The sequence below is a fragment of the Lysinibacillus sp. UBA6686 genome (assembly GCF_002455205.1).
Classification (GTDB): domain Bacteria; phylum Bacillota; class Bacilli; order Bacillales_A; family Planococcaceae; genus Lysinibacillus; species Lysinibacillus pakistanensis.
The window spans coordinates 56,188-69,428 of the sequence record NZ_DKJS01000085.1 but is presented as its reverse complement, the minus strand read 5'-3'; the positions used below and the strand labels follow the sequence as shown (position 1 = coordinate 69,428).

The window sequence follows — 13,241 nt, the reverse complement described above, 5'->3', positions numbered from 1 at the left end:
TCGCCTGTGAAAAAGTAGTGAATGAAAATATAATTTCAGTATATGGAGGGTTGACAGTGACACAGATAAGAGTGCTTTTAATAGAGGATGATCCGATGGTGCGGGAGGTGAATCGTCAATTTATTGAAAAGGTAGCGGGGTTTGAGGTGATAGGTCAAGCCTCAAACGGTATCGAGGGAATAACTCAAATACGTAAGCTTGTACCTGATTTAGTATTCATGGATATTTTTATGCCAGAGCAGGATGGGATTACAAGTTTGCGAAAAATACGTGAACTTAAATTGCCAGTGGATGTTATTACTGTAACTGCTGCAAATGATATGAAAACGGTGAAACAGATCTTGCATTTAGGAGTTTTCGATTATATAATGAAGCCCTTTTCGTTTGAACGCGTGCAAGGAACACTTGAAAATTATTTGCGTTTTAAAAAACAAATGCAAAAAGAGCGTGAGCTAACACAGGGAGAACTTGATCAATTATTCCATTATCAGGGTGGACAAAAAGAGGCTGAGCAACCATCTATGATACATGTTGAAAAAAACTTACCAAAGGGTTTTAATCGAGCAACACTCGAAAAAGTTGTGCACTATTTGCATACTGTAGAGGGAGCCTCGGCTGAAGAAGTTGCAAGTGGTGTGGGCATTGCACGGGTTACAGCTCGGAGATATTTAGATTATTTAGAGAAGCAAGAAGAGATTACGATGGATGTGCATTATGGAGGCATTGGTCGACCGATCAATTATTATTTTAGTAAGTAATTGAAAAAAACCTGATTGTGTTTAAGCAATCAGGTTTTAAGTATTTTAGTAGGGCATAATTTTTTCTACAGGCTTTGGTGTCTTGATTTTTGGTAAAATTTTATCTAATGTAACTGTACGTTTAATGATGTGTGTAGTTTCATCATGTTCATCGAACTGCTCAAGGAATGAAATGACCTCTTTGACAATCGGTGTAGGCGTTGAAGCACCTGCTGTGACAGCAACGGTATTAATGCCTGATAACCATTCAACTTTTAGCTCAGAAACATCTGCAATTCGATAGGATGGTGTCCCTGCGATTTCAACAGACACCTGCGTTAAACGATTTGAGTTATTGGATTTTGGGTCACCAACAACAATAAGTAAATCGGCTTCCCCTGCTTGTTTAGCGACTGCTTCTTGACGCACCTGTGTTGCTAAACAAATTTCTTTATGCACTTCAATATGTGGGAATTTTTCTTTTAAACTATCCATTAAATGAGCAACATCCCATTGACTCATAGTAGTTTGATTGGTTACCAGTAATTTATCATTTGATAAATGTAATGCATCAATATCGTTGGAAGATTGCACTAAATGTACATGCTCTGGTGCAACGCCGATTGCTCCTTCAGGTTCGGGATGTCCTTTTTTACCAATATAAATAATATCATAGCCTTCTGCTGATTTTTCACGAATTAAATCGTGGGTAACGGTTACGTCAGGACATGTAGCATCAATGGATACTAAACCTTTTTGCTTCGCAATTTCACGAATTTCAGGTGAAACGCCATGCGCTGTGAAAATAACTGTGCCAGTTTCAACCTGTTTTATGATTTCTAAACGATTATCACCATCTAATGTGATGATGCCATCCTCTGCAAAGGCATCTGTGACATGTTTATTATGCACTATCATCCCTAAAATGTAGATAGGTCTTGGTAATGTTTTATCGAGTGCGGCGTTACGCGCGATAACCATCGCATCAACAACACCGTAGCAATAGCCACGTGGATTAATTTTTAATACTTGCATGGTTGTGACTCCTTTCAAGCTTTACCTACCTACATTATAACGGACGGGGACGATGAATACAAAGAAACGTTCATCTACATAGGTGGCTGGAAAATACGTGGTTTGGATGGAATTGGATCTGGCGCAGTGAACGATGCATTTTGCCGAGAAGACCTTGCACTTTTTGCAGAACCTGTTCCTTCACTTGCTGTCGCTTTAGAGGCCCCATCCTTTGCAGACGGAAGACCTTGAAACCCTTTATACAATTTTAATAGGGAAGGAATATTTTTAACCATAGGCATCGCTTGCTGTATATAGGGTGTATAGGTTTTGGCCGAGTTAAACAAGCTATTTGCTTGTTCTAAAAATGAGCCGATTTTAGAGGCTCCCTGAACTGGTGGCATCGGCATTTGCCCTCCAAAAGTCCCTATTCCACTAGACATTGGAAGGCCACCCGGAATTCGTGGTTGAATTGGGAAGCCTCCAGGAGGAAAAAAGGACTGCGGTGACATCTGTTGTGGTGGCATTGGCATTGGCATTTGCATTTGCATGGGCATTCTCATGCCGCCGGGATACATTGGAAACTGATAGGGTGGTCGAAATACCATAATGATCTCCTTTCAATACTTGTTTATCATTGATGACATACCTGATTATAGATATGATATGCAGATGGTTATGCTAGCGTTCGATAAAGACAAAGAAAACACGTGATCAGGAATTGGCTTTGTTCGTTTTACCTAGTACGTACCAATAAATAGGAAAATTTCTTAAAACGTCACAGTTTTTACACTTTTTCTGCTGCATGCAGGGGTATAATGGATTATTAATACCTGTGTTTTGAATTTATTATGTAGATATTACGAAAAGGTATTTTTGTTAGAATATTATAGAGGAATCTTGTATAGGGGGTATTTTGTGTCAATTAAAGTGAGGAGTATGGTGTCCTTTGGTATTATTGTATTATTAGTGCTAATGATGGGGTTTTTTCAGCAACAAAATGCCAAATCCCAATTAGAGCAAATATACTTAATGAAGGAAAAGACATTGCAATCAGCACTACTAGCAGATGAGATGAAGCTAGCAGTGGTTCAGGTTCAGCAATACTTGACAGATATTAGTGCTACAAGAGCATTAGATAATTTAGATGATGGATTTGAGCAAGCAGAAAAATATAGTAAAATTTTTAATCAAAATTTAGATCAGCTGAAAAGCTTGCATCCTCAAAAACAGGAAAAACTAGATGCGATTAAAAGAGCATTTGATCATTATTATAGCACTGGTCAAGAAATGGCTAAAAGCTATATTCAAGGGGGACCTGAACAGGGCAATAAGATAATGCTAGAATTTGATACGACATCTATTAAAATCAATGAAAAAGTAGAGATGTTCCAACAAGAAAGCATTACACAAATGCAAAAATCTTTAGTCGATATTGAAAAGCTTATAGATGATAATAAGCAGTGGTTTTTATGGATATTCGGCATTATTGTCCTGATTTGTATCGTAGTCGGCATTATTCTTGTACGTTCCATTGTTGTTCCTGTTCATAAATTAACATCTGCTGCAGAAATAATTGCTAAAGGTGATTTATGTCAAAAGGATATAGAGGTCAGAACAAATGATGAAATTAGGATTTTAGCAGATTCCTTTAATTTAATGAAAACTAATTTACATTCTTTGATACATAGTATGACTGCCAATGTTGAGCATACTACTTCCGCAGCTGAACAATTAGCTGCAAGTACAGATGTCATTTCTCATTCCTCCAATGATGTTGCAAATTTAGTAGAGGGAATGGCAACAAATGATCATCAAGCAGCAGCCACTGGTCGTGAGAGTTCAATTGCAATGGATGAAACAGCCCAAGGGGTGCAACGTATAGCGGAGGCTACGCAAGTGCTTCATTCAAAGGCTATAGAAACCCAAACTATTGCGAATGATGGTGAAAAAACATTACATATCGCAGAAAATCAAATAGCAATCATTCAGGAATCTTCTAATAAGACAAATGAGCGTATTAAGCAGTTAAATAGACAATCAGCAGAAATCGTTCATATTACAAAAGTAATAACAGATATTACTGAACAAACGAATCTTCTAGCATTAAATGCTGCTATTGAGGCAGCGCGTGCTGGTGAACATGGTAAAGGCTTTGCAATTGTAGCAGATGAGGTACGAAAGTTAGCAGAGGAATCGAAAGCATCTGCCAATCAAATTGTTGATTTGATTGCAAATATTCAGCAGGAAATGAAGGAAGTAGATAAAGCTGTAGGTGTAACGGTATTAAATGTGGATGAGGGTGTCACATTTATTCAAAATGCGCAAAAGTCTTTTGATGAAATTCTACATGCCATTCGTGAGATGACAGGGCAAATTGAAGATGTTTCAGCCTCCACACAGCAAATATCTGCAAGCACTGAAGAAATGGCTGCATCGGTCAATGAAATGTCTAACTCTGCCGTTCAAGCTGCACAGCAATCAGAAATAATTGCCTCAACAATTGAAGAGCAAGCAGCAACGATTGAAGAAATAAATGCCGTTGCAAAATCATTAAGCGAAGAAGCTCTGACAGTGAAGGAAGAAATCAATAAATTTAAAATTTAAGTGAGGATTGTAGACTACAAAAGTCTGTTATTGCTTTTTATACAAGCGAGGAGGTTCCAAATATTTTGGAGCCTCCTCACTATATTTTTTAGAAAATATCTTCGGCACACATTATTCTTCATCATAACAACGTAGCATTCTGTACCCTACACGAACATGGGTCTGTATTAATGTTGGGTTAGTTGGATCGTTCTCTATTTTTTTTCGAAGTGTTGCCATGAAAACCCTAAGGCTAGGGACATCCGATTGGAGAACATTATGCCAAATCTCCTTTAAAATAAAATTATGTGTTAATACTTTGCCAACATGCTTAGATAAAATGACCAACAGCTTATATTCTATAGGTGTTAAATGCACCTCTTTCCCATTGACAAACACTGTATTTGCTAAATAGTTTATTTGTAAATGGCCGTTCTCAAAGATAGAGGGTTCATTTTCGAGCTGATGCTCATACATCATTCTTCGCAGTGCTACTCGTATGCGTGCTAGTAACTCCTCTACACTAAAAGGCTTAGTGACATAATCATCTGCACCAGCATCCAATGCATTTATTTTATCTTGTTCTTCCCCACGCGCACTGACAACAATAATAGGGGTTTGGGTCCAGCTTCTAATCTTTGTAATAAGCTCTACACCATCCATGTCTGGTAGTCCTAAATCCAGAATGATTACATCTGGCTTCATAGTAAGAGCCTTTTGTAATGCACCGTTCCCGTTGTATGCGATGTCGAATTCATAGTGCTGTGTAGCTAATGTCATCTTGAGTAAATTGCCAATGGCTAGGTCATCTTCGACTACAAGAATTCGTTTATTCATGGAACATCATTACTCCTTTTTTAGTGAAAAATGAAAGACTGTGCCCTGAGGTTGATTATTTGATACATGAATTACGCTGCCATGTAATTTTAAAATGGTTTGACAAAGTGCTAAGCCTAATCCTAGACCTCTTCGACTATCGCTGCGCTGTTTTTTTCCGGTTGTAAATGGCTCAAAAAGCGTGTCTTTTATAGCATCATCAATACCTGGCCCATCATCAGAAATAATGAAATCTACTAAACCAGAAGATTCTTTTACTTGTAACGTAATCACACTACCGGGAGGTGTGTAGGTCAAAGCATTATCAATGATATTAATCAGAACCTGAATGATTAGTCGTGCATCCATAAAAGCAAATAAGAATTCTGGTTCAATTTGATAGGATATTTTATGAGTATTATTTAGACGAACGACATGACAAAGTGCCTCTTGTATTATTTCTTCTACAAGTTCCAAATGCATCTCTAAAGCGAATTGTCCATTTTCTAATTTTGAAACAGCGAGTAAGTTTTCAACCATTTGTACAAGCCATTTTGAATTTTTATAAATATCTTCATACAATTTGTTTTTTTCATTATCTGGAATATAACTTGCATTCGTCAATAAAATATCTGCATTTCCAGAAATAGCTGTTAGCGGTGTTCTTAAATCATGTGAGATAGCACGCAAAAGGTTAGCACGCATTTGTTCCATTTCAGCCTCTCTGGCTACTTCTTCATTGAGCTTCTGTAAATACCATTTATCGAGCGCAAACGAAAAATCATTGATAATAGCATGCAAAATATTACGCTCAAATGCAGGTAATGGTAATTCCTTTGACAATGCAATGCCAATAACACCCTTCACATACCCATTTGACATAACAGGTAAATAGTAGGCACTTACTTCTGGAAATATATCAGTGGAAACACCTGCTACATGCTTATTATTAATAACCCAACTCACCACTCCATGCTCATTAGGATTTCCAAAAAGGGAGGCTGCTTTTTTATTTTCACTATTTGACATGCTTTCCGTATGAAAAAAAATTGATTTAACAATGGCGTTATTTTCTATTTCAAAGAATTGTACGGGCTTTTCTACTAGCTTAACAATTTGTACCATACCCTCCGTAATAATATCATCAATCGTTTTAGCATGTTGGAGCCTCCGATTTACATCAAGAAGCACCTCCATTCTATAGGATTTACGCACAGCTATCAGCGTCTGCTTTTTTATTTTTTTTGTTAAGCTACTTGTGATGAGCCCTGAAAGGAACATGATTACAAAGGTCATTGGATAATCTCGATGATAGGCATCAAATGAGAATCGTGGTTCAGTAAATAAGTAATTAAAGAGTAGTACAGCAGTGATGGAGCTAATAATGCTCATTATCCAACCGGAAGACCAGATAGCAAGCATTAAAACACCTAGAATATAAATCGTAATAACATTTGATTCACTAATGCCAAGTGAATATAAATACAAGCTGATAATGGATACAAAGCCAAATATGAAAATCATTTTTAACAAGTCAAGCCAGTCAAATGACCATTGTATATTTATTTTAGGCAGATAGAATTGTTCATTTTCCTGATCTGGTACTATATGAATAGCTAAATTTGGTACAAATTCAGTCAGTTGATCGCTAATTTTTGTACTTGGTTGCCACCATCTTTTTCTCATGCTTGTTCTACCGATGACCAATTTTGTCACACCGCTAATTTGAGCATAATTAGCAAGAGCTGCTGCAATATCATCCTCTTGAACAATGACCACGTGACCACCAAGCTGTTCAACAAGCTTTATATGTTGCTGCAATCGCTCTGAGTTTGCGGTTGTCCTATCGCTTTCCTGTACCTTTTGTACATAAAGGGCAGTGAATTTGCCATGCAAAGCTTGCGAAAGTCGTGCGGCATTTCGAATAACCTTAGCATTTGTAGGAGAGCTACTAATACCGACAAGAATATGCTCTTCAATCTGTACAGAATGTTTCATCGATTCGTTGCTGTTAATTTGTTTATAGGTAATCGTATCAGCAGCTCTACGTAGTGCAATTTCTCGAAGAGCTATTAAATTTTGCTTAGAAAAGAAAGATTGTAGGGCTTTCTCAGCTTGTTGCTTGCTATAAATCTTGCCATCCTGTAAACGTTGAATTAACTCATCGGGTTCAATATCTACAATTTTTATTTGTGCGGCCTGATCTATTAAGTAATCTGGTATACGTTCCCGAACCTTGATACCAGTTATTTCTTCTACCAAATCATGAAGACTTTCAATATGTTGAATATTTACTGTTGTATAGACATGAATTCCCTTTGCAAGTAATTCCTCTATATCTCCAAAGCGCTTCTTGTGTCGCATTGTTGGTACATTACTATGCGCTAATTCATCAATAAGAACAATTTCTGGTTTACGACTTAATACAGCATCAATATCTAATTCCTGAAAGTCTTTCTCTTTATATCTTATTTTTTTTGTAGGAATTTGCTCAAGCCCTTCGAGTAAGGCTAATGTTTCTGGACGAGGATGAGGCTCTACATAGCCAACCACCACATCTTTACCAAGCGTTTGAGCCTGTTGTGCTGCATCTAGCATTGCATAGGTTTTCCCTACGCCAGCAGCATAGCCAAGAAAAATTTTGAGCTTTCCAATAACGTGTTCCACCTGTTGAAGCCTCGCTAAAAATGTCTCTGGAGCAGGTCGTTCTTGTTCCATCATCCTTCACCTCATATTTGTATTATAGCGTTATCTTCCATTAAGAAAGTATTAAGATTTACGCCCTTTATAGTTTCTTAATAGAAAAAACGATTTCCTAACACTACATTAATCTGAAAGTAAGTATGATGAGAGCATCCTAATAACGAAGGGGGTTTTGATGGTTGGACTTATTTATGATTGGTTTACTAATTATCGGCTTTGTAGGTCTTTATGGGTTAGCTGCTTGGTGCTTTAAGCTAGTGGAAGAAAAGTAAGGGGGGAATTGAATGTGGATTTTTATAGGAATTGTACTTGTATTCCTTTTTGGTTATCTAGGGCATGCATTACTATATCCTGAAAATTATTAATAGGCTTTAGGAGGTTGCACTATGTGGCAAATAGCCATTGTTTTAATTATGTATGTACCACTCGTTATCGTTACAGGTCATTATTTATATCGGGTGGCAATGCAACAAGGAACATGGATTGATCCAATCATGGATAGATTGGATGGGTTTATTTATAAACTTTGTGGTATTAAAAGAGTGGATATGACAGGAAAACAATATGTGCTTTCTTTAATCCTATCAAATGCCTGTATGGTGTTAATTGGCTATATTCTATTACGAATTCAGGCAATCTTGTTTTTAAATCCCAATAAGATTGACAATATGGAAGCATCACTATCTTTTAATACTATTATTTCATTTATGACAAATACAAATCTTCAGCATTATAGTGGTGAATCAGGGCTTAGTTATTTATCACAAATGCTCGTCATTATTTTTATGATGTTCACATCAGCAGCTACAGGTTATGCAGCGTGTATGGCATTCTGTCGTCGTATTGTGGCTAAAACGGATACAATTGGTAACTTCTTTGTAGATTTTGTTCGTATCCTTACAAGGATATTAATACCACTTTCTATAGTAGTTTCTATTATTTTGGTATCACAGGGTACACCACAAACTTTCAAAGCCAATCAAACTGTACAAACGATAGAAGGGAAATTACAAGATATTGCACTAGGGCCTGTAGCTTCACTTGAGTCTATTAAGCATATAGGAACAAACGGTGGTGGTTTTTATGGAGCAAATTCTACTACTCCATTTGAAAATCCAACGGTCCTTTCAAATATGATTGAAATGCTGTCAATGATGCTATTGCCTGGAGCCTGTATAGTAGCATTTAGCTTAATGATAGCTTCTAGAAAAGAGAAGCCCATAGTTAGCAAGCAGGGATTAGCAATTTTTGTAGCAATGACCATGTTGTTCCTTGCTGGATTAGTGACTGTCTATATATCAGAGCGAGCAGGTAATCCCATTGTAAATGAACTGGGAATTACACAGCAACTTGGTAGTATGGAGGGTAAGGAGATGCGCTTTGGGGTGGCGCAGTCTGCGTTATTTACGACAGTGACCACAGCTTTTACAACTGGATCTGTCAACAATATGCATGATACGTTAACTCCGCTAGGTGGACTTGTACCGATGTTTAATATGATGCTAAATGTTGTCTTTGGTGGTAAGGGCGTCGGTCTTATGAACATGATGATGTATGTGTTGCTAACAATCTTCATTGCTTGTTTGATGATTGGTCGAACACCTCAATTTTTAGGCAAAAAAATTGAAGAGAAAGAGATGAAGCTTATTGCTCTTTGTATTCTAATTCACCCTGCTATTATTCTGCTATTTTCAGCTCTTGCTGTTGCTTTACCACAGGGCGTAGCAGGGATAACGAATCCAGGTGCACATGGATTATCACAAGTACTCTATGAATTTGCTTCTGCTTCAGCAAACAATGGCTCGGGCTTTGAGGGACTATCTGACAATTCCTTATTTTGGAATGTTACAACGGGTCTGGCTATGTTCTTTGGTCGTTATGTAACAATCATCATTCAGCTAGCAATTGCGTCCTTACTGGCTAAAAAAATGTGGCATCTTGATTCTGTAGGAACGTTGAAAACGGACAATACCATGTTTACATTTCTACTTGTGGCAATTGTTTTAATGATTGGTGCTCTGACATTTTTGCCTGCGATTGCACTGGGACCAATCACTGAGCATCTACAACTTTATGCGGAATGAGGAGAGACACGTATGAAAATTGAAAGAAAAACCTTTATCACTGGCACTATGCTAAAAAGCGCTTTGATAGATGCGTTAAAAAAATTTCATCCGATATATATGCTGAAAAATCCTGTAATGTTTGTAGTAGAGGTGGGATTTTTGTTGGTTCTGCTTTTAGCTTTATTTCCATCTATTTTTGGGGGTGAAATTGCAGAAAATGAGAGATTGTATAATGCAATTGTGGCAACCATTCTTTTTATTACTATTTTATTTGCGAATTTTGCAGAGTCGATTGCAGAGGGAAGAGGAAAAGCACAGGTTGAAACCTTAAAAAAGACAAAAACCGTTACACAGGCCCGTGTTTTGCTAAATGATGGTTCTGAAATAATGAAACAGGCACATGAATTAAAAAAGGGCGATATTGTGTTAGTTCAAGCAGGAGAGGTTATACCAAACGATGGAGAGGTCATCGATGGAATAGCTACTGTAGATGAATCGGCGATAACAGGTGAATCTGCACCAGTAGTCAAAGAGCGTGGGGGTGATTTTTCTTCAGTGACAGGTGGTACGACTGTTACAAGCGATTGGCTAATGATTAAAATTACTTCAATGCCTGGTGAATCATTTTTAGATAAAATGATAACGCTTATTGAAGGTGCTAGTCGCAAAAAAACGCCGAATGAGGTGGCTCTCAATACGCTTTTAGTAAGCTTAACCATTATTTTTTTACTAGTGGTTGTCTCACTTTATCCTATGACAACTTATCTAAACGTGCCTATTTCAATCGCAACATTAATTGCTCTGACAGTCTGCTTAATTCCCACAACAATTGGTGGATTATTATCAGCTATCGGTATTGCGGGAATGGATAGGGTGACACAGTTCAATGTTATTGCCATGTCTGGAAGGGCTGTAGAGGCATGTGGGGATGTGGATACATTAATTTTAGATAAAACAGGCACAATAACTTACGGGAATCGCATGGCTTCTGAATTTCTACCTGTAAAAGGTGTGAAAAATAAAGATTTAGTGCAAGCATCTTATTTTAGTTCATTAACAGATGACACACCTGAAGGGAAATCTATTCTATCATTAGCATGCGAATTAGGTATGAATACTAATAATGAAGAACAAGTCATAAAAAACAGTACACATATCCCATTTACAGCACAGACAAGAATGAGTGGATTAGATATGCAGGATGGAACAAAAATTCGAAAAGGTGCCTATGATACGATTAAACAAGAGTGTATCAATGCAGGGCATAGTGTTCCAGCGAATTTAGATCAGCTTATTCATCGAGTATCCTCTGTTGGTGGGACACCACTAGTAGTAGCAGTAAACCAGAAAATCATCGGTGTTATTTATTTAAAGGATGTGGTCAAGGCTGGATTAAAGGAACGCTTTGAACAGCTACGAGCAATGGGAATTAAAACAATCATGTGTACAGGAGATAATCCTCTGACCGCAGCAGCTATTGCAAAGGAAGCGGGTGTGGATAGCTTTATTGCAGAAAGTAAACCTGAGGACAAGATTCAAGTCATAAAAGATGAACAGGCACAAGGAAAAGTAGTAGCGATGACTGGTGATGGGACGAATGATGCACCAGCATTGGCACAAGCAAATGTAGGACTCGCTATGAATTCAGGAACGAATGCAGCAAAGGAAGCTGCTAACATGGTGGATTTAGATTCAAATCCTACTAAAATTATTGAAGTAGTTGAAATTGGAAAACAGTTACTCATGACTCGTGGTTCCCTCACAACATTTAGTATTGCGAATGATATGGCAAAATATTTCGCCATCATTCCAGCAATGCTAATGGTTGCTGTTCCAGAGATGAATGTATTAAACGTGATGCAATTGAATTCGCCCTCAAGTGCTATTATTTCTGCATTACTATTCAATGCGATTATTATTCCTTTGCTCATTCCTGTTGCCATGAAAGGAGTAAAATACAAACCTATGAGTGCTTCGAAGTTACTAAATAAAAACTTATTCATTTATGGAGTAGGAGGCATCATCGCTCCTTTTATCGGTATAAAGTTGATCGATGTTATGATAGCACCCCTGTTTCAGATGTTTGGATTATAGGAGGAAGAGAGATGCGTAAATTTTTTGAGCATACAAAGCAAGCAATATTGATTACGTTCACAATGTTTCTTCTTTGTGGCTTTATTTATCCATTGGCAGTAACTGCATTAGCACAAGGAGTGTTTCCATACAAGGCCAACGGTAGTTTAATAGAAGTTGATGGCCAAGCTAGAGGTTCAGAATTAATCGGTCAGGCATTTTTGAAGCCTACCTATTTCTGGGGACGAGTGTCATCCGTAAATTATAATGTGTACACAAAAATGGACACAATTCCGGATGAAAATGGTCAGTTGAACTATAGTGGTGTTAGCTCAGGCTCCTTTAATTATGCACCAACGAATCCTGAATTAAAGACACGAATTGAAGCAGATATCGAGAAATTTTTGCTTGCCAATCCTGCTGTTGAACGACAGGATATTCCAGCAGATTTAATGACGGCCTCTGGTTCAGGGCTAGATCCCCATATCAGTGTAAAGGCTGCAGAAATACAAATCCAACGTATTGTTCAAGCAAGTGGACTTTCAGAACAGGAGATTAGAAATATTTTAGATACTTATACAGAAACACGAGCACTGGGGATTTTTGGGGAAAATAGGGTCAATGTTCTTATGGCTAATCTAGCAATCATGAAGAAAATAGAGGAAAGAAAAGGGGAATGATTAAAACAGGTAGAGAAGCGTTTAGGTCCTCTCTACCTGATATATGGTAAAGCTTCGATAATGAAATACGTTTTGTTACGAGCTTCTCAGGGAAGTAACCTTGTGTCAATAATTCCCTAACTGCCGGGAAAAATATCACGGTATGCATTAATTCCTTTTACAGTACACTCTGAAAGAACAACATTGTTTGGTAGAATAGAAGCTGCTGTCTCCCAAATCGAAACAATTGATTCACCTTCAAATGATGTTGAATGAATGGCTTGCTGTAACACTTCAGGAACACCAATAACTTCAAATGAAACATCAACGCCACCAATTGTGTAAATCATGTAGCTACACGATGTCTTTTGCTTTTTACTATCTTGCTGCTTCATGATAAAATCATCTTCCTCTAGTGTCTTACTTCCTCATCATAACATGTGGTAATTATTCAACTGATTAGTTTGCAATAAATTGACATAAAAAATACGAATACTTTGCTTTTTTCAATTATAACGTAGCACTTTTTTGATTGCATCTTAACCGTATTTACAGTACCTTTGATAAGGGTTTTGTTGTAAGGATAA

At 37.4% G+C, this 13,241-nt stretch carries 9 protein-coding genes and 1 pseudogene; 5 read left to right on the top strand and 5 right to left on the bottom strand.

Features of this window, described 5'->3' with window-relative positions:
• Nucleotides 1-56: 56 nt before the first annotated feature.
• A complete protein-coding gene (locus B2R82_RS23210) occupies nt 57-758 on the top strand; it encodes a response regulator (protein WP_286927319.1) in 702 nt (233 codons plus the stop codon).
• A 45-nt stretch (nt 759-803) separates the two neighbouring features.
• Here the strand turns inward: B2R82_RS23210 and B2R82_RS23205 are convergent, their stop codons facing one another.
• Nucleotides 804-1,772: a 4-hydroxy-3-methylbut-2-enyl diphosphate reductase gene (locus B2R82_RS23205; protein ID WP_286927318.1), complete on the bottom strand. Its 969-nt coding sequence runs from the start codon at nt 1,770-1,772 to the stop codon at nt 804-806.
• Between the two features lie 74 nt (nt 1,773-1,846).
• Nucleotides 1,847-2,359 (bottom strand): VrrA/YqfQ family protein, encoded by a 513-nt coding sequence (gene vrrA / locus B2R82_RS23200; RefSeq protein WP_286927317.1) that lies wholly within the window; start codon nt 2,357-2,359, stop codon nt 1,847-1,849.
• A gap of 310 nt (nt 2,360-2,669) precedes the next feature.
• Here vrrA and B2R82_RS23195 point away from each other — a divergent pair, with 310 nt between their 5' ends.
• Nucleotides 2,670-4,358, top strand: coding sequence for a methyl-accepting chemotaxis protein (locus B2R82_RS23195; RefSeq protein WP_286927316.1), 1,689 nt, complete (start codon nt 2,670-2,672; stop codon nt 4,356-4,358).
• A 111-nt stretch (nt 4,359-4,469) separates the two neighbouring features.
• Here the strand turns inward: B2R82_RS23195 and B2R82_RS23190 are convergent, their stop codons facing one another.
• Both B2R82_RS23190 and B2R82_RS23185 read right to left on the bottom strand, forming a co-directional pair.
• Nucleotides 4,470-5,174 carry a response regulator transcription factor gene (locus B2R82_RS23190; RefSeq protein WP_283868723.1) on the bottom strand — a complete coding sequence of 235 codons (705 nt, stop codon included), beginning with the start codon at nt 5,172-5,174 and terminating at the stop codon, nt 4,470-4,472.
• A gap of 9 nt (nt 5,175-5,183) precedes the next feature.
• The gene (locus B2R82_RS23185; protein WP_286927315.1) at nt 5,184-7,874 is read right to left on the bottom strand and encodes a sensor histidine kinase; all 2,691 of its coding nucleotides are present in this window, start codon (nt 7,872-7,874) and stop codon (nt 5,184-5,186) included.
• Between the two features lie 368 nt (nt 7,875-8,242).
• Between B2R82_RS23185 and kdpA the strand changes: the two genes are divergently transcribed.
• The 3 genes from kdpA to kdpC are packed head-to-tail and all read left to right on the top strand — an operon-like array spanning nt 8,243 to nt 12,675.
• The gene (gene kdpA, locus B2R82_RS23180) at nt 8,243-9,940 is read left to right on the top strand and encodes a potassium-transporting ATPase subunit KdpA (protein ID WP_286927314.1); all 1,698 of its coding nucleotides are present in this window, start codon (nt 8,243-8,245) and stop codon (nt 9,938-9,940) included.
• Nucleotides 9,941-9,952: 12 nt separating this feature from the next.
• The gene (kdpB, locus tag B2R82_RS23175; protein ID WP_286927313.1) at nt 9,953-12,016 is read left to right on the top strand and encodes a potassium-transporting ATPase subunit KdpB; all 2,064 of its coding nucleotides are present in this window, start codon (nt 9,953-9,955) and stop codon (nt 12,014-12,016) included.
• A gap of 11 nt (nt 12,017-12,027) precedes the next feature.
• Nucleotides 12,028-12,675 carry a potassium-transporting ATPase subunit KdpC gene (gene kdpC / locus B2R82_RS23170; protein WP_286927312.1) on the top strand — a complete coding sequence of 216 codons (648 nt, stop codon included), beginning with the start codon at nt 12,028-12,030 and terminating at the stop codon, nt 12,673-12,675.
• A gap of 49 nt (nt 12,676-12,724) precedes the next feature.
• On the opposite strand, the pseudogene B2R82_RS23165 reads toward kdpC, so the two are convergent.
• A pseudogene (locus B2R82_RS23165) lies at nt 12,725-12,995 on the bottom strand (butanediol dehydrogenase); the annotation flags it as partial.
• Nucleotides 12,996-13,241: the final 246 nt, after the last annotated feature.

Excerpts from the sequence above, each read along its gene's own strand:
- kdpC (WP_286927312.1), top strand. The coding sequence starts at position 12,028 with ATGCGTAAATTTTTTGAGCATACAAAGCAAGCAATATTGATTACGTTC.
- kdpA (WP_286927314.1), top strand. The coding sequence starts at position 8,243 with ATGTGGCAAATAGCCATTGTTTTAATTATGTATGTACCACTCGTTATC.
- B2R82_RS23185 (WP_286927315.1), bottom strand. The coding sequence starts at position 7,874 with ATGATGGAACAAGAACGACCTGCTCCAGAGACATTTTTAGCGAGGCTT.
- B2R82_RS23190 (WP_283868723.1), bottom strand. The coding sequence starts at position 5,174 with ATGAATAAACGAATTCTTGTAGTCGAAGATGACCTAGCCATTGGCAAT.
- B2R82_RS23205 (WP_286927318.1), bottom strand. The coding sequence starts at position 1,772 with ATGCAAGTATTAAAAATTAATCCACGTGGCTATTGCTACGGTGTTGTT.
- kdpB (WP_286927313.1), top strand. The coding sequence starts at position 9,953 with ATGAAAATTGAAAGAAAAACCTTTATCACTGGCACTATGCTAAAAAGC.
- vrrA (WP_286927317.1), bottom strand. The coding sequence starts at position 2,359 with ATGGTATTTCGACCACCCTATCAGTTTCCAATGTATCCCGGCGGCATG.